This window comes from Citrobacter sp. Cpo037 (assembly GCF_030332945.1).
GTDB lineage: Bacteria > Pseudomonadota > Gammaproteobacteria > Enterobacterales > Enterobacteriaceae > Citrobacter > Citrobacter portucalensis.
Genome location: NZ_JAOWGW010000076.1, coordinates 36,508 through 58,556, shown reverse-complemented (window position 1 = coordinate 58,556; position 22,049 = coordinate 36,508). Strand labels below are relative to the sequence as shown.

The window sequence follows — 22,049 nt, the reverse complement described above, 5'->3', positions numbered from 1 at the left end:
AGGCAATGTTGCAGGTTGTGACGTACCGCTCAATACCTTAGTAAAACCGGCGGTTATTGCGCTGATACTGTGGGACTTTTGGCGCTTTTATCGCCTTGATCACCCACACCACAGCAACAGCCAGTAGCAGCCAGGGCAACAGTTTAATCATCAAGGCAAATAGTCCGCCCAGAAACATCACGGCGGTGGCTACGACCAATGCGGCCAGAACGCCCAGCAAAGATACGCCGGTGACCATCAGCATGATAAAAAATCCAATCACAAAAAGTAGTTCCAGCATGGCTCCCTCCCGAAATGAAATTCTCTCCATTGCTTTACAAGAAACATGCCAAAAATAATGCGTTGATTTATAAAGAAAACGCCCCGCGACAAAGCGCAGGGCGTGGTGAAATTAACTAACTTTTGGTGAAAACTTAACGCTTGTCTGCCACCAGCTTCAGCGCATGCTCCAGAACGTTAATATCTGCCCCGGCTTTATGTGCATTCTCGCTCAGATAGCGACGCCACTGACGGGCACCAGGGATGCCCTGAAACAGCCCCAACATATGGCGTGTCACATGTCCCAAATAGGTTCCCTTACTCAGTTCACGCTCAATATACGGGTACATGGCACGCACCACGGCGACTGGATCGGTATCTTCGGTGGTAGCTGCAAAAATCTCGCGGTCAACGGACGCCAGAATGCCTGGGTTTTGATACGCCTCACGCCCCACCATCACGCCATCCATATGTTGCAGATGAATTTTCGCTTCTTCCAACGATTTAATGCCGCCGTTGATCGACATCGTCAGATGCGGAAAATCACGCTTTAACTGATAAACACGGTCATAATCCAGCGGTGGAATTTCGCGGTTTTCTTTCGGGCTTAACCCTGACAGCCAGGCCTTGCGGGCGTGAATGATAAACATCTCACATTCGCCTTTGCCAGATACCGTGTTGATGAAATCGCAGAGGAATTCGTAGCTATCCTGGTCATCAATACCGATACGAGTTTTCACCGTTACCGGAATCGACACCACGTCGCGCATTGCTTTGACGCAATCGGCGACCAGTTGCGCATTCCCCATCAGGCAGGCGCCAAACATGCCATTCTGTACGCGGTCGGAAGGACAACCCACGTTGAGGTTAATTTCGTCGTAGCCCCGCTGTTCAGCGAGCTTTGCGCACTGCGCCAGCGCCGCAGGATCGCTCCCGCCCAGTTGTAATGCGACCGGATGTTCTTCTTCGCTATACGCCAGATAATCGCCTTTACCATGAATGATTGCGCCAGTGGTTACCATCTCCGTATAGAGCAGCGTCTGGCTGGACAGTAAACGTAAAAAGTAGCGGCAGTGTCTGTCCGTCCAGTCGAGCATCGGCGCGATAGAAAAACGATGAGCGGGAAAAGCGGTAGACTGAGATTCAGGCAGCATGGCGAATATTCAAGCATCCGGTTAAAAAAGGGGCGCTACTATAGCATAGACCGTTACGATAGTGAGCCACATCCTCGCGGCTCACTCCCCCTGACCCTAAACAAAAGCTATTTACACCCCGGTTTTCCGTCGTGAGATCCAAAAAACTGCGGCGGATGGTCGACCCAGCGATCCTCACGTGTAGCGGCATAGACCGGGTTAAGCGGATAATAAATGCGGTTGTATTTTTTGTTCGCCTCACCCACGACTAACAGGCGCACCTCTTCACTAGTGTTATTGATAAAGGTATGGCACACGCCTGTACCTGCAGGGAAACCGACGCTGTCGCCCGGTTCCAGCTTCCATAAATACCCGTTAATCCAGACCTCAGGATAACCTTCCAGCACGTAGATAAATTCTTCTTCATCGCTTTCAGCGTGCGGGTACGACGTGCGCCGACCCGGCGGCAGGCGTTCATGATGAATGCCGAGTCGTCCTAACCCCAACTTGCGGGCAAGCGGCGCGCCAATAGCAAATAGCTCATCGCTGTCAGGATAAGTGGAGTCATCAGCCCCCTCAACCTCACGCCAGTGGCGAATACAATCGGGTCTTTTCATGGTTATTTTCCAGTATTGCGATGCGTCAGGTATAGCACACCACGGTGGATCTCGGTGTTTTAAGCAGAACATGTTAAAGTAAGGGATTAACCTTCCACGCAAATCGAGGCGCCAAATGGACAAAACCACTACGCAAGAGTTATTGGCTCAAGCTGAAAAACTCTGCGCGCAACGCAACGTGCGGCTTACGCCACAACGCCTCGAAGTACTGCGCCTGATGAGCCTGCAGGAAGGTGCGATCAGCGCCTATGACCTGCTCGACCTGCTGCGGGAAACCGAGCCGCAGGCTAAACCACCTACCGTATATCGTGCGCTCGATTTTCTGCTGGAACAAGGTTTCGTGCACAAGGTGGAATCCACCAACAGCTATGTGCTTTGTCATCTGTTCGATCAGCCAACCCACAGTTCTGCAATGTTCATTTGCGACCGCTGCGGCGTGGTAAAAGAAGAGTGTGCGGAAGGCGTGGAAGACATTATGCATACGCTAGCGGCAAAAATGGGCTTTGCACTGCGGCATAACGTTATTGAAGCCCACGGGCTGTGTCCGGCCTGTGTGGAAGTTGAATCTTGCCGCCATCCTGGCGAGTGCCAGCATGACCATACGATTCAGGTGAAGAAGAAGGTTGGGCGCTAGGTAAGCGGGAGAGCGTACATCCTTGTACTCTCAGGAGGGAAGGGTTAATTACCAGCGGTAATCATTACGTTTTTCCCAATCGTTAACTTCTTTCTCCGCCTGATCTTTCGCGTAACCGTAACGCTCCTGGACTTTACCGACCAGTTGGTCACGTTTACCTTCAATGACCGTCATATCATCATCGGTCAGTTTGCCCCATTGCTCTTTCACTTTACCTTTAAACTGCTTCCAGTTGCCGCCGACTTCGTCTTTATTCATCATCAAGTCCTCATCGTTAGGTTGTGAATAGCGAGAGTGCCATGTCCAGACACATGCTGTTTTTGCTGGACGTGAGAATAAGTGTAGTCAGTGATTCTGGGTTTTATTTACTATTCGGAATTTTTAACCATTCCGCTCAGGCAAACCAGGTTCCATTACGCCAGTGGCGCCGCCAGATAAAGGCCAGTGAAAGCCCGCGCAACGCCAGGAAAACGGTTAACGCCAACCACAAACCATGGTTTCCCAGCCACGGCAAAGTCAGCAGCGTTAATGCGAATCCTGTGGCAGCAACGGCCATACTGTTGCGCATTTCTGCCGCGCGCGTCGCGCCAATAAACATTCCGTCGAGCAGATAACACCAGACACCCACCAGCGGTAACACCACCTGCCAGAAAAGATAGCGATCGGCCAGCAGTTGGATTTGCGGCAGCGAGGTCAGTAGCACAACAATCTGCTCGCCAAACAGGGCATAAACCAACGAGAACAAAATAGCCACAATACCGGACTGTCGGCAGGCCGCCCGCCAGACGTCCAGCAACTGGCTACCATCTCGCGCCCCATAGGCCTGGCCCGAATGCGCTTCCACGGCATAGGCAAATCCATCCAGCGCGTAGGCGGTAAAGGTTAGCAGGGTCATCAGAACGGCATTAACCGCAATGATATCGCCTCCCAGACGCGCACCCAGCACTGTGATAGCGCCAAAACAGAGCTGCAGCAGAAGCGAGCGCAACATGATGTCACGGTTAAGTGCCAACAAACGGCGGAAGTTGCCACGCCACGCCTGCTTCAGCATTGCCAGCGAAATTCCGCGCATATGCAGGACTTTGCGCACCATCATCAGGCCGATCAGCAAGGTGGCATATTCAGCAATCACCGTTGCCAGTGCCGCACCCTGCACGTTCATATGCAGGCCCATCACCAGCCATATATCAAGCACAATGTTGAGAATATTGCCGACAATCAACAAGATAACCGGCGCACGCGCATACTGAACGCCAAGCAGCCAGCCGAGCAGCACCAGATTCGCCAGCGAGGCGGGTGCGCTTAACCAGCGAATTTCAAGGAAACGTCGGGCCTGCTCCAGTACCGCTTCACTTCCGCCAACAATGTGCAGAGCCAGATCGATAATTGGCGTACGAAACAGTGCGATAAGCAACCCCGCTCCCAGCGCCAGCATGAGCGGCTGCACCAGTGCACGCGCCAGCGCCTGCGGATTTTTCGCACCAAATGCCTGTGCGGTCAGACCGGTGGTGCTCATGCGCAAAAAAAGCAGCAGCATAAAAAGAAAACTGGTTGCCGTGGCACCAACCGCAACACCGCCAAGATAGACCGGACTATCCAGATGACCAATCACCGCAGTATCCACCAGTCCCAGCAGGGGAACGGTGATATTGGAGAAGATCATCGGTAAGGCGAGGTGCCAGAGTGCTTTATCAGAAGAGGTAAAGAAAGGCATACAGGAGGGCCTGAGAAGAAGTTAGACGTACTGGACAATGTGATGCAGGCCCGGCAAGCGCAGCGCTACCGGGCACGTTGCCGGATGGCGACGTCATCGTCTTATCCGGCCTACAGGGATTCAACAGAAAATTACAGCCATTCACCGTTACGAATGACGCCTACTGCCAGCCCTTCAATAGTGAAGTTTTGTTCGCGCAGGTCGACAACGATAGGTTTAAATTCACTGTTTTCTGGCAAGAGTTCAACCTTGTTGCCCTGCTTTTTCAGACGCTTAACCGTAACTTCGTCATCAATACGGGCAACAACAACCTGGCCGTTACGCACGTCCTGGGTTTTATGCACAGCAAGTAAATCACCGTCCATAATCCCAATATCTTTCATCGACATACCGCTAACGCGCAGCAGAAAATCGGCGTTCGGTTTGAACAGTGAAGGATCGACCTGATAGTGGCCTTCAATGTGCTGCTGCGCCAAAAGTGGCTCACCGGCTGCCACGCGCCCCACAAGCGGTAACCCTTCTTCTTCTTCCTGCAACAGTCGAATACCGCGCGATGCGCCGGATACAATTTCCAGCACACCTTTACGCGCCAGCGCTTTCAGGTGTTCTTCAGCTGCGTTTGGGGAACGGAACCCCAAACGCTGCGCGATCTCCGCACGCGTCGGTGGCATACCTGTCTGGCTGATGTGATCTCTAATGAGATCAAACACCTCTTGTTGCCTGGCCGTTAACGCTTTCATTCCGCCCCCTGGGTGTATATACAGTTATGCTGTGAGTATATACAGCTAAAGGCGATTTTGGAACCGCAAACTGCACAAAAAACAGGAGATTTATGCAGTTGTGGAAGCCTTATCGCAAATGCGACCACAACAGAATGCCCCAGGTGATCAGCGCGACAAAAATAGACAGCAATACCGCAGCCGACCCCATATCTTTCGCCCGACCGGAAAGTTCGTGGTACTCAGAACCAATACGATCAACTACCGCTTCAATCGCACTGTTGAGGATTTCAACGATCATCACCAGCATCACAGAACCGATCAACAACACGCGGGTAATTGCATCAACATCCAGCCAGCAGGCGATGGCGACGCCCAGCAGGACGGCAACACTTTCCTGACGGAATGCCGCCTCATTAATCCATGCAGCGCGAAAACCTTTCCAGGAATAACCTGCTGCTTTGATAATTCGGGTGAATCCAGTGGTATTATTGGCCATCAAAAAGAACCTTTTTACATTATTAGCGTCAATGTCATTGTAACGTTACCCCGTTTGTTCAGGGTGTGGCAAAGCAGCGCGAAGTATGACCGGATACCACAGAAATTCACTAAACTTTCTGATATCCTTGCAGCGCATTTGCATTATTAACCAGAGGCTTTACATCGTTTATGTCCGGCTGGCCACGAATTTACTACAAATTACTGAATTTACCATTAAGCGTCCTGGTAAAAAGCAAGTCTATTCCAGCAGAACCTGCTCCGGAATTGGGACTCGATACTTCGCGTCCCATTATGTACGTCCTACCGTACAATTCGAAAGCAGACTTGCTGACGCTGCGTGCCCAATGTCTGGTGCACGACCTCCCCGATCCCCTGGAACCACTAGAGATAGACGGAACGCTGTTACCGCGCTACGTGTTTATTCACGGCGGTCCGCGTGTATTCACCTATTACACGCCGAAAGAAGAGTCTATCAAGCTGTTCCACAACTATCTCGACTTGCATCGCAGCAATCCAGATCTGGATGTGCAGATGGTGCCGGTTTCGGTGATGTTTGGCCGTGCGCCGGGGCGTGAAAAAGGCGAGGTCAATCCGCCGTTACGTATGCTAAACGGCGTACAGAAATTCTTTGCGGTGTCCTGGCTGGGTCGCGACAGTTTTGTCCGTTTCTCCCCGTCGGTCTCTCTGCGCCGTATGGCGGATGAACACGGTACGGATAAGATCATCGCCCAGAAGCTGGCACGCGTGGCGCGTATGCACTTTGCTCGCCAGCGCCTGGCCGCTGTCGGCCCGCGCCTCCCTGCCCGCCAGGATCTGTTTAATAAACTGTTAGCTTCAAAAGCGATCGCTCGTGCGGTAGAAGATGAAGCGCGCAGTAAAAAAATCTCCCACGAAAAAGCGCAGCAAAATGCCATTGCGCTGATGGAAGAGATTGCCGCCAACTTCTCCTACGAAATGATTCGTCTGACGGACCGTATTTTGGGCTTTACCTGGAATCGTCTGTATCAGGGGATTAACGTTCATAATGCTGAACGTGTACGCCAGTTGGCGCACGATGGGCATGAAATCGTGTACGTTCCGTGCCACCGCAGCCATATGGACTATATGCTGCTGTCGTACGTTCTGTACCATCAGGGTTTGGTGCCGCCGCACATCGCAGCCGGTATCAACCTGAACTTCTGGCCAGCGGGTCCGATTTTCCGCCGTCTGGGCGCGTTCTTTATTCGTCGTACCTTCAAGGGCAACAAGCTCTATTCCACCGTATTTCGCGAATACCTGGGCGAGCTGTTCAGCCGCGGCTACTCGGTTGAGTACTTTGTCGAAGGGGGCCGTTCACGTACCGGTCGTCTGCTCGACCCGAAAACCGGCACGCTGTCGATGACTATTCAGGCGATGCTGCGCGGCGGTACGCGCCCTATTACCCTCGTACCTATTTACATCGGCTATGAGCACGTAATGGAAGTGGGCACCTACGCGAAAGAGCTGCGTGGCGCGACGAAAGAGAAAGAAAGTCTGCCGCAAATGCTGCGTGGCTTAAGCAAGCTGCGTAACCTGGGTCAGGGCTACGTCAACTTTGGTGAACCAATGCCATTGATGACTTACCTCAACCAGCATGTGCCGGAGTGGCGTGAATCTATTGACCCTATCGAGTCGATCCGCCCGGCCTGGTTGACGCCGACGGTGAATAACATTGCCGCCGATTTGATGGTGCGCATTAACAACGCAGGCGCGGCCAACGCCATGAACCTGTGCTGTACCGCGTTACTGGCTTCCCGCCAGCGCTCTCTGACCCGTGAACAGCTGACCGAGCAGCTTGACTGCTACCTGAGCCTGCTGCGCAACGTGCCGTACGCGGCGGATGCTACTGTTCCTGCGCAGAGTGCCAGTGAACTTATCGACCACGCCTTGCAGATGAACAAGTTTGAGGTCGAGAAAGACACCATCGGTGACATCATTATTCTGCCGCGCGAGCAGGCGGTATTGATGACCTACTACCGCAATAATATTGCGCATATGCTGGTTCTGCCTTCGTTGATGGCAGCCATTGTGACTCAGCATCGTCGTATTTCACGCGCCGCATTGCAGCAGCATATTGATGCGCTGTACCCGATGCTGAAAGCGGAGCTGTTCTTACGCTGGGAGCGTGATGAGCTTGCCGGGGTAATTGACGAACTGGCCAGCGAAATGCAGCGCCAGGGACTCATCACCCTGACCGATGACGAACTGCATATCAATCCAGCCCGCTCCCGCACGCTACAGTTGCTGGCGGCAGGTGCTCGCGAGACGTTGCAGCGCTACGCCATTACCTTCTGGCTGCTGAGCGCGAACCCGTCCATCAACCGTGGCACGCTGGAAAAAGAGAGCCGCACCGTGGCGCAACGCCTCTCAGTGCTGCACGGCATTAACGCGCCGGAATTCTTCGATAAAGCCGTGTTCAGCTCTCTGGTGCTGACGCTGCGTGACGAGGGATTCATCAGCGATACCGGAGATGCCGAACCGGAAGAGACGATGAAGATCTATCAGATGCTGGCCGAACTGGTCACGTCAGATGTGCGTCTGACTATCGAGAGCGCCACTCAGGGCGAGTAAGCATAAAAAAACCGGTCGAAATGACCGGTTTTTTATTTTGCAGGCTAAGCCAAAATCAAAAATGCCAGTAGCTCATTGCCAGGCCTAAGAACAGCACCAGACCGACGTAGTTATTGTTCATAAACGCTTTAAAGCAGGCATCACGTTCACGGTTGACGATCAGTTTCTGCTGATAGACAAACAGCGCGCCCGCCACCAGCAGAGACCAGTAATAGCCCAGTCCCAACCCGTTTAACCAGCCCACCAGCGCCATCAGCACCAGCACGCCTACCTGCAAAATACCAATAATCAGCTTGTCGTTCTGACCGAACAGGATCGCGGTCGATTTAATGCCGATCTTCAGGTCATCATCCCGGTCAACCATGGCGTACTGCGTATCATAAGCCACCGCCCAGAGAATATTCGCAAGGAACATCAGCCAGCAGCTCAGCGGTACGGACTCACTCACGGCGGCGAACGCCATCGGGATCGACCAGCCAAACGCCGCCCCCAGCACCACCTGCGGCAGATGCGTATAGCGCTTCATAAACGGATAAACCCACGCTAATGCTAATGCCGCAACGGACAACAAAATAGTCATCGTGTTGAGGGTCAAAACCAGCAGGAAGGCCAGCAGCACCAGTACCACAAACAGCGTTCGGGCTTCTTTCTCGGTGACAGCCCCGCTCGGCAGCGGTCTATTCGCGGTGCGTTTGACGTGCCCGTCAAATTTCCTGTCGGCATAATCATTCACCACGCATCCGGCGGCGCGCATTAACCAAACGCCAGCGACAAAAACCGCCAGGATCCACAGTTGCGGCATACCTGGGGTCGCCACCCACAGTGCCCACAGCGTAGGCCAGAGCAGCAGTAAGGCGCCGATTGGCTTATCCGTACGCATCAAGCGGTGAAACGCCAGCAGCTTATTCTGCGTCAGACTCCACTCCATCTTTATCTTCCTCTCAGTACAACGGCGACGCAGGCAGAAAAAGCTCGGTAAGCATCAGTGGCTTACCGCTCAGCCGCAGGCGGGAACGACGCCCCCAAAGCGCTGCATCGCGGCCAATCTCAATAAAATCTCGGGTCAATGTCGATGACGTAAACAGGTAGCGTCCGAGCGGGGTTTTCCCAAGGTTCTGTAAGGCCAGTTCAGGGCCGCACAAGGTTGATTCAGGCACCACGGTCCGCCCGGCAAGCCAGGGTTCACCATCCGCGCATAACAGGATTTCACGTAACCAATAACGAGACTCTTTAGGCAGCAGCGTCAGTTCTTCAGCCACCTCATTTTGCCCAACGAATTCTTCGCGAATCAACGTTACGGTGACCTTTTTCCCCTGCTGCTCAAAACGTTTGGTCATGGAGTCTTCCAATAACAACCAGTCGAGCAGTTGGGCGTCCAACGCCGGGATCGCATCAAAATAACGCAGCGCACGCAGTTGCGTTAACGCAGGGTGTGGCATGCCTTACTCTCCGATTTATAACCTGAAGGCATTGTATCGCAGAAAAGGCATTACGGGGTGAGCAAACACGATTAAGTGATCGGTAGGGCAACATAAGTGTAACAATTAGCACCGAAGGATAAAAAAAGGTGCGCCAGGAGACGCACCAGTTGTTGCAAAATCAACAATGTGGGGAGATGTTTACCCCTTGCCTTTTACACTGCTGATAAAGGTGGATCGGGCAGATTTGGATCCCAGACGTTCCGCTTCATCAAGCAGCTTCAGCGCTTTATCAACATCGCCTTTTGCAACTGCATCCTTAATCGCCTGATTAAAATAGCTTTCCGTGTCGTTCAGCATTGGCTCGCTTTTCTTCACGGGTTGTGGTGCCGGAGCAGCAACGGCTGCCGCCGGAGCCGCGTAGGCCACTGCAGGCGCTGCGGTATTACCAACCGTAACAGGGTCAGGACCGGAAGAACCAAACAGCGGCCCGACCAGCACGCTGGAGGAGGAGCTGGTTTTAACTTTCAGATGCAGCAGACCGTCGGTGGTGTGGCGGGCAATCGGGTCCGGAATATCCGGAACAGCGTTACCTACCCCCTTGGCATAGGCTTTTGCCGGGTCAAGCAGGGTTGTGGTCTGCTGGAGATCTTTATCAGTAGTAAAGACCAGAACATACAGTTTTTGCTGTCCCAGCGCTGGCGTCAGGCGCATCACCCCTTCCAGACGATCGGCACTCATCACGCCGGGCTCCTGGTAGGTGAAATAGCTGCTGGGGAAGAACGCAGATGGTGTCATGTTCTGATCAAGAATTAAGACGTTTGGCGCAAATACGCTGGTTTGTTTGTTGACTTCACTGGACAGCGTCAGCGTCAACTCGCCAATATTCGCCGGTACGCTATAGGCCGCGACCGGGCCAGTAATACCAGCAACATCTAAACGCTGACCTGCATTGGCAAGTTGTGTGGACTGAGTTTTAGATTGATCAACTGGCGTCCAGGTTAACTGTTGCAGCACAGCAGTGGGAATAGCCGGGGCCGCGGTGGTGTTCTGCGGAACAATATTTACATCGGCCAGGCTGATGCCAGGCGCGCTGGAAAATAACCCTGCAGATAAACAAAGGGCAACGAGACTTTTCTTCATTTTCATTGTTATCACCTCAGATAGCATGGGTTCAGCGGTGGCCAGGCAATAGCGCGCTAAACCGTAATCAAGAGGGGCTTGCGCCCCTCTTTCGGTCTTTACGTCAGGTTAGTGCTGAATTACCACCAGATTTCCATCTGAGCACCGAAGGACCACTCATCGCTGTCGCCACGGCTGGTTGTGCTGATACCAGAGTTCGTTGCAGCTGCGTATTTAGATACGTTGTCACCATTTTTAACGTAGCCCCACTCTTCATCCCATTTTGCATAGGTTGCGAAGACACGGATTGCCGGGCGGGACCAGATGCTGTCGCCAGCCTGCCACTGTTGCGCGAGGGTGATTTTGTACTGGCTGTTGCGATCGCCAGTCTGCTGAGATTTGACGTTGTCGTAACCGACTTCCATCAGGGTGCTCATGATCGGCGTCCATTTGTACATCGGACGGATACCGACGGTGTACCATTCGGTCCCCAGGTCGTTATCCATATCGAGGTTTTGGTACATACCGACGTACATCAGGTCCCATTTGTCGCCAAGGGAAATTGCACCGTGGTCAAGCACGCGGAACAGGCTACCGTTGTTATTAATAAAGTTATGGGCGACTTTGTTACCGTTGTCATCAACACCGGTAGATGAGCCGTAAGACCCCTGGTTCAGGCCTTTGCCCTGAGTGGTCATGGAATCTGTCGCGTACTGAACCACAAACTTGTTGTAGCCCTTCAGCATGCTCTGGGTATGTTCAGCGGTGAACATCCAACCGTCTTTAGATGCGCCGTCTGCCAGGCTGTAGTCGTCGGTGGTGTTAGCACGACCGTAGTCGACGCCCAGCTCCAACATACCATCCGGGTTAGTAGCCATCTGCGCTAAACGTACGTCAAATACATCGTTCGCGGTGTCTTTGGTACGGTCATAGATATTCTGGCTGCTGAACGCGTATGAACCGCCCGCTTCCTGAGAACGGGTTGCTGCCAGAGACAGTTTACCGAAGCCCAGATCGATGTTTTCAATACCAGCACCAGGACCTGAAATATCCCAGTAGTAGAAGTCGATCATGTGGACGTCATGACGCTGATAGAAGCGCTTACCGGCCCAAATGGTGGAGCCTGGCAGCCATTCAATCAAGTTTTTACCCTGCACGTTGGCTTCACGGAAGGCCGGGTCAGTCCCTTCCCAGTCATTCTGCTGTGCAACGGAGTAGGCAACGTTGGTGTCGAAGTAGAAGCTCTTATCGCCCTCTTTCCACACTTCCTGACCTAATTTGATTTCCGCATAGGTTTCACATTCGTTACCAAGACGGTATTTACTTTGTGCACCTGTTGCCTGGAAACATTGTTGTTCGCCGCCGCTACCTGTCCAGCCAATGCCGGAACGAGCATAACCATGGAAATCCACAGCCATTGCCTGAACAGACATAATGCCTGCTGCTACAGCAACCGCCAGAGGGAGTTTGCGCAGAGTAATCATCGTTCTATCTCCTGAGATCATTGCTTTTCTTTAAACGCTGCCACCTTCTAAAACTGCGAATGGTTTTGCGTTTCGTTTTTTATGGGGACCTTAAACGCCCGGCTCTTTGTGCAACCGACGACATGCAGTGCCATCCTCACGGAACAGATGGCAACGCTCTGGCGGCAGGCCGATAGCGAATGTGACACCCTCTTCTACCAACACCACGTCGTTCTGGCGGTAAACCAGGTTTTGACGGATGGCGGGGATCTGGATATGAATTTGTGTTTCATGACCAAGCTGCTCGACCACCTGCACTTCACCTTCGAGGGTGACATCGGCGATATCGCTGGGCAGCAGATGTTCCGGGCGGATACCTAAAGACATGTTGGCGCCAACCTGTACCGCATGGCTGTCCACCGGGAGCCATATTTGCTGGCGGTTGGGCAGTTCAACCTGCACCTGATCAATCGCCGTTGCCGTGACTTTCACCGGCAGGAAGTTCATCTTCGGTGAACCAATGAAGCCCGCCACAAAGCGGTCAGCCGGGTAGTGATACAGTTCCAGAGGCTTACCAACCTGCGCTACGCGACCGGCATCCAGCACCACAATTTTGTCGGCCAGCGTCATCGCTTCGACCTGATCGTGGGTGACGTAAATCATCGTGCGGCCAAGACGTTTATGCAGGCGGGAGATTTCAATACGCATCTGCACGCGCAGAGCGGCGTCGAGGTTCGACAGTGGTTCGTCCAGCAGGAATACGCGCGGTTCGGCGACCAGCGTACGGCCAATCGCCACACGCTGACGTTGTCCACCGGAAAGCGCTTTCGGTTTACGCTCCAGCAGGTGTGCCAGTTGCAGAACTTCCGCAACCTGATTCACGCGCTGGTTCATCACCTCTTTTTTCGCTCCGGCCAGTTTGAGGCCGAACGACATGTTCTCCGCGACGGACAAATGGGGATACAACGCGTAGGACTGAAAGACCATGCCTACACCACGTTCGGCGGGCGGAATGTCGTTCATCCGGGTCTCCCCGATAAACAGGTCACCACTGGTGATGGTTTCAAGTCCGGCGATCATACGCAGCAAGGTCGACTTACCGCAGCCTGACGGTCCGACAAACACCACGAATTCCCCTTCGTGAATGTCGAGATTGATATCTTTCGATACCACCACGTCACCCCAGGCTTTCGTTACATTTCGTAGCTGTACGCTCGCCATGCCCTTCTCCCTTCGTTACAACCTGTCATCGACAGCAACATTCATGATGGGCTGACTATGCGCGATCCCTTGACTGCGTGAATCCTCCACCCCCCGGCTTTTTTATGGGGGAGGAGGCGGGAGGATGAGAGAGCAGCGTCTGAGACCCGGGCCACCAGCCTCAGAGGAATTTCGTGATGCAGCCTGCAAAAATCGGTGGGTTTTTATGTGCGCCAGTACGCAATACTCACATTTATGTAACACAGATCACATAAAGAGCGGGTGGGGCGTAGGGGTAAGGAGGATGGAAAGAGGTTGTCGTATAAAGAAACTAGTAACCGTTAAGCCACCTCTGCAAAATCACCAAACAGGATGGGAACTATGAAAATCAAAACTGGCGCACGCATCCTCGCATTGTCTGCATTAACGACGATGATGTTTTCCGCCTCGGCTCTCGCCAAGATTGAAGAAGGTAAGCTGGTTATCTGGATTAACGGCGACAAAGGCTATAACGGCCTCGCTGAAGTGGGCAAAAAATTCGAGAAAGACACCGGGATCAAAGTCACTATTGAGCACCCTGACAAACTGGAAGAGAAATTCCCGCAGGTTGCCGCGACCGGCGACGGTCCGGACATCATCTTCTGGGCACATGACCGTTTTGGCGGCTACGCTCAGTCTGGCCTGCTGGCTGAAATCACACCTGACAAAGCCTTCCAGGACAAGCTCTATCCGTTCACCTGGGATGCCGTACGCTATAACGGCAAACTGATTGCCTACCCGATCGCGGTTGAAGCGCTGTCGCTGATTTACAACAAAGACCTCGTTCCAAATCCACCGAAAACCTGGGAAGAAATTCCTGCACTGGATAAAGAGCTGAAGGCGAAAGGTAAATCCGCACTGATGTTTAACCTGCAAGAACCGTACTTCACCTGGCCGCTGATTGCCGCCGACGGTGGTTACGCGTTCAAGTTTGAGAACGGTAAGTACGATGTGAAAGACGTGGGCGTGGATAACGCTGGCGCGAAAGCGGGTCTGACCTTCCTGGTTGATCTGATCAAGAACAAACACATGAACGCGGATACCGATTACTCCATCGCCGAAGCGGCCTTTAACAAAGGCGATACCGCGATGACCATTAACGGTCCGTGGGCATGGTCCAACATCGACAAGAGCAAAATCAACTACGGCGTCACGCTGCTGCCAACCTTCAAAGGCAAAGCGTCTAAACCGTTTGTTGGCGTTCTGAGTGCCGGCATCAACGCCGCCAGCCCGAACAAAGAGCTGGCGAAAGAGTTCCTCGAAAACTACCTGCTGACCGATCAGGGTCTGGATGAAGTGAACAAGGACAAACCGCTGGGCGCCGTTGCGCTGAAATCCTTCCAGGATCAGTTAGCGAAAGACCCACGTATCGCCGCCACTATGGATAACGCCCAGAAAGGCGAAATCATGCCGAACATCCCACAGATGTCCGCATTCTGGTATGCCGTTCGTACCGCAGTGATCAATGCAGCCAGCGGCCGTCAGACCGTCGATGCCGCACTGAAAGACGCGCAGGGTCGTATCACCAAGTAGTGCTGTAGCACACGTGCCGGATGGCGGCATAAATGCCTTATCCGGCCTACAACTCACCGTAGGCCTGATAAGCGCAGCGCCATCAGGCACTTTTGCCGACAGATGTTCAATGTTGTAGAGGAAGATCCCCATGGATGTCATTAAAAAGAAACACTGGTGGCAAAGCGACACGCTGAAATGGTCAGTGATGGGTCTGCTTGGGCTGCTGGTCGGTTACCTTGTTGTTTTGATGTACGCTCAGGGGGAGTACCTGTTTGCCATCATGACGCTGATTTTAAGCTCTGCTGGCCTGTATATTTTCGCTAACCGTAAAGCCTATGCCTGGCGCTATGTTTACCCGGGCGTTGCCGGTATGGGGCTGTTTGTCCTGTTTCCGCTGATTTGTACGATCGCCATTGCCTTTACCAACTACAGCAGTACCAACCAGCTGACCTTTGAACGCGCTCAGGAAGTCCTGATGGATCGTTCGTATCAGGCTGGGAAAACCTACAACTTTGGCCTGTATCCGGCGGGTGATGAGTGGCAACTGGCCCTCACCGACGGTGAAACCGGCAAGAATTACCTTTCTGACGCTTTTAAATTTGGCGGCGAGCAGAAACTGCAACTGAAAGAAGCCGAGGCGCTGCCGGCAGGCGAACGTGCAACACTGCGTATCATCACGCAGAATCGCCAGGCGCTTACCCAATTGACCGCCATCCTGCCGGATGAAAGCAAAGTTACCATGAGTTCGCTGCGCCAGTTTTCCGGCACGCAGCCACTTTATACGCTCGCTGAAGACGGCACACTCACCAACAGCCAGAGCGGCGTAAAATACCGCGCCAACAACGATATTGGTTATTATCAGGCGATTAACGCTGACGGTAGCTGGGGTAGCGAAAAACTCAGCCCGGGCTACACCGTTGCCATCGGCTGGGATAACTTCACCCGCGTATTTACCGACGAGGGCATCCAGAAACCGTTCTTCGCCATCTTCGTCTGGACGGTGGTCTTCTCGGTACTGACCGTTATTTTGACCGTTGCCGTGGGCATGGTGCTGGCCTGTCTCGTACAGTGGGAGTCTCTCAAAGGCAAAGCGATTTACCGCGTCCTGCTGATTCTTCCGTATGCCGTACCGTCGTTTATCTCGATTCTGATTTTCAAGGGCTTATTCAACCAGAGCTTTGGTGAAATCAACATGATGCTGAGCGCGCTGTTTGGCATCAAACCGGCCTGGTTCAGCGACCCAACCACCGCGCGTTCGATGATTATTATCGTCAACACCTGGCTCGGTTATCCATACATGATGATCCTGTGCATGGGTCTGCTGAAAGCGATTCCTGACGACCTGTATGAAGCCTCGGCGATGGATGGCGCAGGTCCGTTCCAGAACTTCTTTAAGATAACGCTACCGCTGTTGATTAAGCCGCTGACGCCGCTGATGATCGCCAGCTTCGCCTTTAACTTTAACAACTTCGTGCTGATTCAGCTGTTGACCAACGGTGGTCCGGACCGTCTTGGTACCACCACACCAGCCGGTTATACCGACCTGCTCGTGAGCTACACCTACCGTATCGCCTTTGAAGGCGGCGGTGGTCAGGACTTCGGTCTGGCGGCGGCGATTGCCACGCTGATCTTCCTGCTGGTTGGTGCGCTGGCGATTGTGAACCTGAAAGCCACACGTATGAAGTTTGATTAGGGGAGATAACGACAATGGCTATGGTCCAACCGAAATCACAAAAGTTACGTTTATTCGCAACGCACTTAGGGCTGCTGATTTTTATCGCGGCGATCATGTTCCCGCTGCTGATGGTTATCGCTATCTCGCTGCGCGAAGGTAACTTTGCCACCGGCAGCCTGATCCCGGAAAACATCTCCTGGGAACACTGGAAACTGGCGCTGGGCTTTAGCGTTGAGCACGCGGATGGCCGCGTGACCCCGCCGCCGTTCCCGGTGCTGTTATGGCTGTGGAACTCGGTGAAAGTGGCCACCATTACTGCGATCGGTATCGTGACGCTTTCCACCACCTGCGCTTACGCCTTTGCCCGTATGCGATTCCCGGGCAAAGCAACCCTGCTGAAAGGGATGCTGATTTTCCAGATGTTCCCGGCGGTACTGTCTCTGGTCGCGTTGTATGCTTTGTTTGATCGCCTGGGCCAGTACATTCCGTTTATCGGCCTGAACACTCACGGCGGCGTGATCTTTGCTTATCTCGGCGGTATTGCGCTGCATGTGTGGACGATTAAGGGCTATTTCGAAACCATCGACGGTTCGCTGGAAGAAGCGGCCGCGCTGGATGGCGCCACGCCGTGGCAGGCTTTCCGCCTGGTGCTGTTACCGCTTTCCGTTCCGATTCTGGCGGTCGTGTTTATTCTGTCGTTCATTGCCGCCATTACCGAAGTACCGGTCGCGTCACTGCTGCTGCGTGATGTGAACAGCTACACCCTCGCGGTAGGTATGCAGCAGTACCTCAATCCACAGAACTACTTGTGGGGCGACTTTGCCGCCGCAGCTGTACTTTCAGCCATTCCGATCACTCTGGTATTCCTGCTGGCGCAGCGCTGGCTGGTTAACGGCCTGACGGCGGGTGGTGTGAAAGGTTAAGTTTTACCGAAGTAACCGCCCGGCAACGGGCAATGCCACTGCAACCCTCAACTTATGTTATCCCAACCTGTGACTGTTATTCGGCGCTCTACGGAGCGCCCTTTTTTTATGTAAATTCCATACGCTTAAGCGATGTAAAACGTTTACACTCACTGGATTATTTTTATTGACAGACAATTAACATCTTTGTGATAAGCATCACATATGCAAATTTTCATAATGACGAAAACAAAATACAGAATAACACTTCCACTCTCGAAATATTACATTACCCTAACGATAAAATCGGGCGAGTAACAAATATGAAAGTTTATAATTTTGATAAAGTTATTTCACGCGACGGAACCTATAGCGCTAAATATAATAACAAGGGGCGTGACATCATCCCTCTGTCTGTAGCTGATATGGATATCCCCGTAGCTGATTTTATAGTTTCTGAATTGTCAGCCGCAAATCAGAAAGGTATCTACGGTTATACATTATTAAGTGATGACTGGCAGCAAGTAACAGCACAGTGGTACCAACGCCATTACTCGTGGAAGGTCAACCCTGAACACATTGTTTTTTGCCCACGGGTGGTACAAGCCGTCTCATTATTTATCCAGAACTTTACCCAGCCGGGAGATGCTATTGTCAGCCTGGCCCCAGCCTATCATCCTATTAGCCATGCAGTTGAAGTCAACCATAGAGTATTGCTGGAAAGTACGTTACTTTATCGTGACCACCGCTATGAAATAGACTTTGCGGATCTCGAAGATAAGTTTAAAACGGCTTGTTGTTTTATTCTAATATCGCCGCATAATCCAACAGGAACAATCTGGTCAGAAGACAATCTGAGAAAAATAGCTTCATTAGCAGAGAAATATAATGTTTTTATTATTTCCGATGATGTTCATGCAGACTTCAATTTCACCCAAAAACAACATCAAATAATTTCTTCGATAAGTTCATACGTTGCACAAAACTCGTTTATTTGTACATCTCCAGCAAAAACATTCAATATGGCCGGACTTGAAATCGCCAATATTGTTATTGCTAATGATAAGTATCGTGAAAAGTTTAAATCAGCTCTTATTGCAGCAGGTATCCATAATCCTGGTTATTTCTCTGTTCCTGCATTTCTCTGTGCTTACCGCCATGGCGATTCTTGGTTAGCAGCATTAAAAGATTATTTGGCCGAAAACAGGCGCTGGGTTCAATCATTCTGCCAGGCTCATTTTCCAGACTGGGTTGTCGCCTCTGGTGGTGGAACTTACATGTTGTGGATCGACTACCGAGCGATGAACATCAGCGAAGAGCAACTACGCCATTGGTTTGTCTCCCTCGCTGGTGTTGAGATGAGTTGGGGATCAGATTTTGGCGATGAAGGACTTGGTTTTTTCCGCGTGAACATCGCCACGCCGAGAACCACTCTTACACAAGCATTTGAACGGATTTATCAGAGCATACCCTTCACTACAGGAGTTTCCCTCCATGAATAATAACAATACTCCAAGAACACCAACTCTGGTGGAATCATTGTTACCAATACTAGCGATGGTTCTATTGCTGGGAGTTGGCTATGCAGCTTTCGATCTGCCACCTGAGCCATTAATGGTTCTTTCAACCGTCATTGCTGCGCTGTTAGTTAAGCGGTTGGGGTACGGCTACAATGCAATCCTTGAATCAATATCGCAGAAAATCGCCAAAACAATGCCTGCTCTGCTAATTTTGATCAGCGTGGGCCTCCTGATTGGGACATGGATGATAGGCGGTACTATTCCGCTGATGATTTATTACGGCCTTAATCTGATAAATCCTTCAATGATCTATGTGACCGCACTGCTCGTTACTGCCGTCGTCTCTGTATGCACAGGGACATCCTGGGGATCGGCAGGCACCGTCGGTGTAGCATTTATGGGTGTGGCCATCGGAATGGAGGCTAATCTGGCAGCAACTGCTGGCGCTATTGTGGCGGGGGCTTATTTCGGGGACAAACTGTCACCCCTTTCTGGCGACACTAACCTGGCCGCGATGGCGGCCCAGATAGATCTCTATGAACACATCGCTCATTTACTTTACACAACCCTTCCCTCATTGATTCTGTCAGCGGTTGTTATGACCCTCTATGGAATGAATGGCGATCTCGGCGGCTCAACCGTGCCCGACAAAGTTCAGCTAATTACAGAGGGATTAAAGGGGATTTATCATTTTAATTTGTTGTTATTGCTCCCCATTGCCATTGTCCTGTACGGTTCGATTACCAAGAAACCAACTATTCCAATTATGCTTGTTTCGGCACTGGTAGCCATGATCAACGCCAGCGTCATTCAGGGTTTCGCACTACACGACATTGTAAAAAGCGCAGTAGACGGATTTAACGTTTCAATGCTTACCGATAAAGATGTTAATCCTCTATTAGGTAATTTGCTCAACCGCGGTGGCATGAACTCGATGATGAGTACGTTGCTTATTTGTTTCTGCGCCCTTTCATTCGCGGGAACATTGGCCTTGAGCGGCGCTTTAGAAGTCATCGTCCATAATCTGCTCAAATTAGTTCATTCCACAGGAACCATGATTCTTGCGACTATTGCCTGTGGCTTAACAATGATTAGCGTGACCTGTAATGGTCAGATCTCAATCCTGATCCCGATTGAAATGTTACGAAGTGCTTATATTGAGCGCGGGCTACATCCAAAAAATCTGGCGAGGACTGTAGAAGACTCTGCCACCATATTTGAACCGATTCTGCCCTGGACTGCCGCGGGTGCCTACATGGCAGGTACGCTTGGTGTTGCTACATTAAGCTATCTTCCGTGGGCTATTCTCTGCTGGAGTGGCATTTTCTTTGCGACGCTATGGGGTTTCACTGGCTTTGGCATCGCTCGCTTGTCCAAAGAAAAGCAGCAACAGCTCATGATGGAAACCGTAAATGAAAGCAAATAGAATCGGCCTGATTAAGATATTCGCCAGTCATTAACCACGTCTACACGCCGCAGCCCGATTGCGGCGTGTTGTCTGTTACTCTCGCTTCAGCCGTTTGGAATTGCACAACCACAGGGTGATCACCAGCAGCAGGATCGCCGCAGAATAGATCAGCACATCCATCGGCGCTTTATGATCGACAATGATCAACCGAACAATCGCGGTGATCCCGATATAGACAAAATAGCGCAGCGGAAAGTGAAACCCTGACTGAAAGTATTTCACAATCAAGGCGATAAATTCAAAGTAGAGGAAGTAAACCACCAGCCCTTCCACCAGCTCATACTTGCTGGTTTGTTCCGGCGCGAACAGCACATCTGCCAGATGCAGCGTTTCTTTCCCGAGGAATACAACCAGGATCAGGCCCAGACTCAGCAGCCCCAGATTCAACACAGTCTGTAAGATGGTGGAGATAAACTCCACGCGCGGACGAGATAGCGGCGTCATAACGGCCCCTCCTGTTCAGTGACGAGGTTTCTGTATAACGCAAAAATGTGACAGAGATCTACATTTTTTGTTTATGTTTTGTGCAGCTCAATAATAGTGCAACAATGCTTCTGACACTAACATCTTGAACGGAATAGAAATGCTTAAGATTGAAATGGCAACCGTCGACGATGCCAGCTTTCTAAGCGCAATGGGCTATATCAGCTATCGACATCACTTTGCGCCTTTGTGGAAAAACCCGAGCGAGCTCGACGCTTATCTTGAGCAGGAATATTCCTTACCAGCGATATCCAGCAGTTTGGCCGAGCCCGGAACCTTCTGGCTTATCGCCTTTGCCGACGCGCCGGTTGGCTTTGCCAAATACAGTCTCCGCCGCTCTATTGCTCCAGAAGGGCGTTCAGGGGCATTACTACATAAGATCTACCTGATGCCAGATGCAACGGGCAAGCAGTACGGTGAGCAGCTTTTTGCCGAAGTTATTCGCCAGGCCAAAGAGCAGGATGAAAAATGGCTCTGGCTTGAGGTACTGGCTGATAATCCTAAGGCACGGCAGTTCTATGAACGGCAAGGGATGACGCTTGTGAAGGAAACTGCTTTCACTACCGCCTCCCAGACCAGTATTTTGTACGTTATGGAAAAGCAGATTTAAGAGGATATAAATGATGAATATTCGTCAATCCGCTGTCCGCAACGTTACCTGCGGTGAGAACGTGGTGATTTATGAGCCCGCCAATCTCTACGACTGCACATTGGGTGACAACGTCTTTGTCGGACCATTTGTAGAAATCCAGGGCAATACGCAGATTGGCGCAGACAGCAAAATTCAGTCGCACACCTTCATCTGCGAATATGTCACCCTGGGCGCCCGCTGTTTTATCGGTCATGGCGTGATGTTCGCCAACGATATGTTTCGCGAAGGAAAACCCAACGCTGACCGCAACAGTTGGGGGAGAATTATCATTGGCGACGATGTTTCGATCGGCAGTGGAGCGACCATTCTGGCGGTCACTATCTGCGATGGCGCGGTCATCGGCGCGGGAAGCGTGGTGACTAAATCGATCACCGAGAAAGGCGTATATGCGGGAAACCCGGCAAAATTATTGCGTCGCATATAACTT

The 22,049-nt window shown here is 51.9% G+C and carries 22 protein-coding genes and 1 pseudogene; 9 read left to right on the top strand and 14 right to left on the bottom strand.

Annotated features, from left to right (window positions below; all coding sequences use genetic code 11):
* Positions 1 to 37: 37 nt before the first annotated feature.
* The 3 genes from pspG to OGX94_RS20130 all read right to left on the bottom strand — a co-directional run bounded on the left by pspG (position 38) and on the right by OGX94_RS20130 (position 2,008).
* Entirely contained in the window at positions 38 to 280 is a 243-nt protein-coding gene (gene pspG, locus OGX94_RS20140; protein ID WP_003031713.1) for an envelope stress response protein PspG, read from the bottom strand.
* A 133-nt stretch (positions 281 to 413) separates the two neighbouring features.
* On the bottom strand, positions 414 to 1,412 hold the full coding sequence (dusA, locus tag OGX94_RS20135; protein WP_020996089.1) for a tRNA dihydrouridine(20/20a) synthase DusA: 999 nt from the start codon (positions 1,410 to 1,412) through the stop codon (positions 414 to 416).
* A 107-nt stretch (positions 1,413 to 1,519) separates the two neighbouring features.
* The gene (locus tag OGX94_RS20130) at positions 1,520 to 2,008 is read right to left on the bottom strand and encodes a cupin domain-containing protein (protein ID WP_126957373.1); all 489 of its coding nucleotides are present in this window, start codon (positions 2,006 to 2,008) and stop codon (positions 1,520 to 1,522) included.
* A 115-nt stretch (positions 2,009 to 2,123) separates the two neighbouring features.
* Here OGX94_RS20130 and zur point away from each other — a divergent pair, with 115 nt between their 5' ends.
* Positions 2,124 to 2,642, top strand: a complete 519-nt coding sequence (gene zur / locus OGX94_RS20125) for a zinc uptake transcriptional repressor Zur (protein WP_003031709.1) — start codon at positions 2,124 to 2,126, stop codon at positions 2,640 to 2,642.
* 48 nt (positions 2,643 to 2,690) lie between these two features.
* On the opposite strand, the gene OGX94_RS20120 is transcribed toward zur, so the two are convergent.
* The 4 genes from OGX94_RS20120 to OGX94_RS20105 all read right to left on the bottom strand — a co-directional run bounded on the left by OGX94_RS20120 (position 2,691) and on the right by OGX94_RS20105 (position 5,574).
* Complete coding sequence (locus tag OGX94_RS20120; RefSeq protein WP_003031706.1) at positions 2,691 to 2,900, bottom strand: CsbD family protein; 210 nt, start codon at positions 2,898 to 2,900, stop codon at positions 2,691 to 2,693.
* A 136-nt stretch (positions 2,901 to 3,036) separates the two neighbouring features.
* Complete coding sequence (gene dinF / locus OGX94_RS20115) at positions 3,037 to 4,356, bottom strand: MATE family efflux transporter DinF (RefSeq protein WP_257662329.1); 1,320 nt, start codon at positions 4,354 to 4,356, stop codon at positions 3,037 to 3,039.
* Between the two features lie 131 nt (positions 4,357 to 4,487).
* Positions 4,488 to 5,096 carry a transcriptional repressor LexA gene (lexA, locus tag OGX94_RS20110; protein WP_003826596.1) on the bottom strand — a complete coding sequence of 203 codons (609 nt, stop codon included), beginning with the start codon at positions 5,094 to 5,096 and terminating at the stop codon, positions 4,488 to 4,490.
* A gap of 109 nt (positions 5,097 to 5,205) precedes the next feature.
* Complete coding sequence (locus OGX94_RS20105) at positions 5,206 to 5,574, bottom strand: diacylglycerol kinase (protein WP_003826594.1); 369 nt, start codon at positions 5,572 to 5,574, stop codon at positions 5,206 to 5,208.
* A 170-nt stretch (positions 5,575 to 5,744) separates the two neighbouring features.
* Here OGX94_RS20105 and plsB point away from each other — a divergent pair, with 170 nt between their 5' ends.
* The gene (plsB, locus tag OGX94_RS20100) at positions 5,745 to 8,165 is read left to right on the top strand and encodes a glycerol-3-phosphate 1-O-acyltransferase PlsB (protein ID WP_003826592.1); all 2,421 of its coding nucleotides are present in this window, start codon (positions 5,745 to 5,747) and stop codon (positions 8,163 to 8,165) included.
* A gap of 55 nt (positions 8,166 to 8,220) precedes the next feature.
* Here the strand turns inward: plsB and ubiA are convergent, their stop codons facing one another.
* From ubiA to malK, 5 genes are all read right to left on the bottom strand, one after another.
* Positions 8,221 to 9,093, bottom strand: a complete 873-nt coding sequence (gene ubiA / locus OGX94_RS20095) for a 4-hydroxybenzoate octaprenyltransferase (RefSeq protein ID WP_003826589.1) — start codon at positions 9,091 to 9,093, stop codon at positions 8,221 to 8,223.
* Positions 9,094 to 9,106: 13 nt separating this feature from the next.
* Positions 9,107 to 9,604, bottom strand: coding sequence for a chorismate lyase (gene ubiC, locus OGX94_RS20090; protein WP_003826587.1), 498 nt, complete (start codon positions 9,602 to 9,604; stop codon positions 9,107 to 9,109).
* Positions 9,605 to 9,784: 180 nt separating this feature from the next.
* The gene (gene malM, locus OGX94_RS20085; RefSeq protein WP_257662331.1) at positions 9,785 to 10,732 is read right to left on the bottom strand and encodes a maltose operon protein MalM; all 948 of its coding nucleotides are present in this window, start codon (positions 10,730 to 10,732) and stop codon (positions 9,785 to 9,787) included.
* Positions 10,733 to 10,845: 113 nt separating this feature from the next.
* On the bottom strand, positions 10,846 to 12,189 hold the full coding sequence (locus tag OGX94_RS20080; protein WP_257662332.1) for a maltoporin: 1,344 nt from the start codon (positions 12,187 to 12,189) through the stop codon (positions 10,846 to 10,848).
* A 90-nt stretch (positions 12,190 to 12,279) separates the two neighbouring features.
* The gene (gene malK / locus OGX94_RS20075) at positions 12,280 to 13,389 is read right to left on the bottom strand and encodes a maltose/maltodextrin ABC transporter ATP-binding protein MalK (protein ID WP_257662333.1); all 1,110 of its coding nucleotides are present in this window, start codon (positions 13,387 to 13,389) and stop codon (positions 12,280 to 12,282) included.
* Between the two features lie 360 nt (positions 13,390 to 13,749).
* Here malK and malE point away from each other — a divergent pair, with 360 nt between their 5' ends.
* Positions 13,750 to 14,940: a maltose/maltodextrin ABC transporter substrate-binding protein MalE gene (malE, locus tag OGX94_RS20070; protein WP_003031680.1), complete on the top strand. Its 1,191-nt coding sequence runs from the start codon at positions 13,750 to 13,752 to the stop codon at positions 14,938 to 14,940.
* Between the two features lie 15 nt (positions 14,941 to 14,955).
* Here malE and OGX94_RS25025 read toward each other — a convergent pair.
* A pseudogene (locus OGX94_RS25025) lies at positions 14,956 to 15,030 on the bottom strand (hypothetical protein); the annotation flags it as partial.
* Positions 15,031 to 15,070: 40 nt separating this feature from the next.
* On the opposite strand from OGX94_RS25025, the gene malF reads away from it, so the two are divergent.
* The 4 genes from malF (at position 15,071) to nhaC (ending at position 20,445) form a co-directional block, all read left to right on the top strand.
* A complete protein-coding gene (gene malF / locus OGX94_RS20065; protein ID WP_003826577.1) occupies positions 15,071 to 16,615 on the top strand; it encodes a maltose ABC transporter permease MalF in 1,545 nt (514 codons plus the stop codon).
* 14 nt (positions 16,616 to 16,629) lie between these two features.
* Entirely contained in the window at positions 16,630 to 17,520 is an 891-nt protein-coding gene (malG, locus tag OGX94_RS20060) for a maltose ABC transporter permease MalG (protein WP_043018069.1), read from the top strand.
* A 302-nt stretch (positions 17,521 to 17,822) separates the two neighbouring features.
* Positions 17,823 to 19,001 (top strand): MalY/PatB family protein, encoded by a 1,179-nt coding sequence (locus tag OGX94_RS20055; RefSeq protein ID WP_257662334.1) that lies wholly within the window; start codon positions 17,823 to 17,825, stop codon positions 18,999 to 19,001.
* The gene (nhaC, locus tag OGX94_RS20050; RefSeq protein ID WP_043018068.1) at positions 18,994 to 20,445 is read left to right on the top strand and encodes a Na+/H+ antiporter NhaC; all 1,452 of its coding nucleotides are present in this window, start codon (positions 18,994 to 18,996) and stop codon (positions 20,443 to 20,445) included. Before OGX94_RS20055 ends, nhaC begins: the two co-directional genes overlap by 8 nt.
* Positions 20,446 to 20,520: 75 nt before the next feature.
* Here the strand turns inward: nhaC and psiE are convergent, their stop codons facing one another.
* Positions 20,521 to 20,931 carry a phosphate-starvation-inducible protein PsiE gene (psiE, locus tag OGX94_RS20045; protein WP_181634158.1) on the bottom strand — a complete coding sequence of 137 codons (411 nt, stop codon included), beginning with the start codon at positions 20,929 to 20,931 and terminating at the stop codon, positions 20,521 to 20,523.
* A gap of 139 nt (positions 20,932 to 21,070) precedes the next feature.
* On the opposite strand from psiE, the gene OGX94_RS20040 reads away from it, so the two are divergent.
* Positions 21,071 to 21,580, top strand: a complete 510-nt coding sequence (locus OGX94_RS20040; protein ID WP_257662335.1) for a GNAT family N-acetyltransferase — start codon at positions 21,071 to 21,073, stop codon at positions 21,578 to 21,580.
* A gap of 13 nt (positions 21,581 to 21,593) precedes the next feature.
* Positions 21,594 to 22,046: an acyltransferase gene (locus tag OGX94_RS20035; protein WP_075145358.1), complete on the top strand. Its 453-nt coding sequence runs from the start codon at positions 21,594 to 21,596 to the stop codon at positions 22,044 to 22,046.
* Positions 22,047 to 22,049 lie beyond the last annotated feature (3 nt).

Excerpts from the sequence above, each read along its gene's own strand:
- pspG (WP_003031713.1), bottom strand. The coding sequence starts at position 280 with ATGCTGGAACTACTTTTTGTGATTGGATTTTTTATCATGCTGATGGTC.
- dusA (WP_020996089.1), bottom strand. The coding sequence starts at position 1,412 with ATGCTGCCTGAATCTCAGTCTACCGCTTTTCCCGCTCATCGTTTTTCT.
- OGX94_RS20130 (WP_126957373.1), bottom strand. The coding sequence starts at position 2,008 with ATGAAAAGACCCGATTGTATTCGCCACTGGCGTGAGGTTGAGGGGGCT.
- zur (WP_003031709.1), top strand. The coding sequence starts at position 2,124 with ATGGACAAAACCACTACGCAAGAGTTATTGGCTCAAGCTGAAAAACTC.
- OGX94_RS20120 (WP_003031706.1), bottom strand. The coding sequence starts at position 2,900 with ATGAATAAAGACGAAGTCGGCGGCAACTGGAAGCAGTTTAAAGGTAAA.
- dinF (WP_257662329.1), bottom strand. The coding sequence starts at position 4,356 with ATGCCTTTCTTTACCTCTTCTGATAAAGCACTCTGGCACCTCGCCTTA.
- lexA (WP_003826596.1), bottom strand. The coding sequence starts at position 5,096 with ATGAAAGCGTTAACGGCCAGGCAACAAGAGGTGTTTGATCTCATTAGA.
- OGX94_RS20105 (WP_003826594.1), bottom strand. The coding sequence starts at position 5,574 with ATGGCCAATAATACCACTGGATTCACCCGAATTATCAAAGCAGCAGGT.
- plsB (WP_003826592.1), top strand. The coding sequence starts at position 5,745 with ATGTCCGGCTGGCCACGAATTTACTACAAATTACTGAATTTACCATTA.
- ubiA (WP_003826589.1), bottom strand. The coding sequence starts at position 9,093 with ATGGAGTGGAGTCTGACGCAGAATAAGCTGCTGGCGTTTCACCGCTTG.
- ubiC (WP_003826587.1), bottom strand. The coding sequence starts at position 9,604 with ATGCCACACCCTGCGTTAACGCAACTGCGTGCGCTGCGTTATTTTGAT.
- malM (WP_257662331.1), bottom strand. The coding sequence starts at position 10,732 with ATGAAAATGAAGAAAAGTCTCGTTGCCCTTTGTTTATCTGCAGGGTTA.
- OGX94_RS20080 (WP_257662332.1), bottom strand. The coding sequence starts at position 12,189 with ATGATTACTCTGCGCAAACTCCCTCTGGCGGTTGCTGTAGCAGCAGGC.
- malK (WP_257662333.1), bottom strand. The coding sequence starts at position 13,389 with ATGGCGAGCGTACAGCTACGAAATGTAACGAAAGCCTGGGGTGACGTG.
- malE (WP_003031680.1), top strand. The coding sequence starts at position 13,750 with ATGAAAATCAAAACTGGCGCACGCATCCTCGCATTGTCTGCATTAACG.
- malF (WP_003826577.1), top strand. The coding sequence starts at position 15,071 with ATGGATGTCATTAAAAAGAAACACTGGTGGCAAAGCGACACGCTGAAA.
- malG (WP_043018069.1), top strand. The coding sequence starts at position 16,630 with ATGGCTATGGTCCAACCGAAATCACAAAAGTTACGTTTATTCGCAACG.
- OGX94_RS20055 (WP_257662334.1), top strand. The coding sequence starts at position 17,823 with ATGAAAGTTTATAATTTTGATAAAGTTATTTCACGCGACGGAACCTAT.
- nhaC (WP_043018068.1), top strand. The coding sequence starts at position 18,994 with ATGAATAATAACAATACTCCAAGAACACCAACTCTGGTGGAATCATTG.
- psiE (WP_181634158.1), bottom strand. The coding sequence starts at position 20,931 with ATGACGCCGCTATCTCGTCCGCGCGTGGAGTTTATCTCCACCATCTTA.
- OGX94_RS20040 (WP_257662335.1), top strand. The coding sequence starts at position 21,071 with ATGCTTAAGATTGAAATGGCAACCGTCGACGATGCCAGCTTTCTAAGC.
- OGX94_RS20035 (WP_075145358.1), top strand. The coding sequence starts at position 21,594 with ATGAATATTCGTCAATCCGCTGTCCGCAACGTTACCTGCGGTGAGAAC.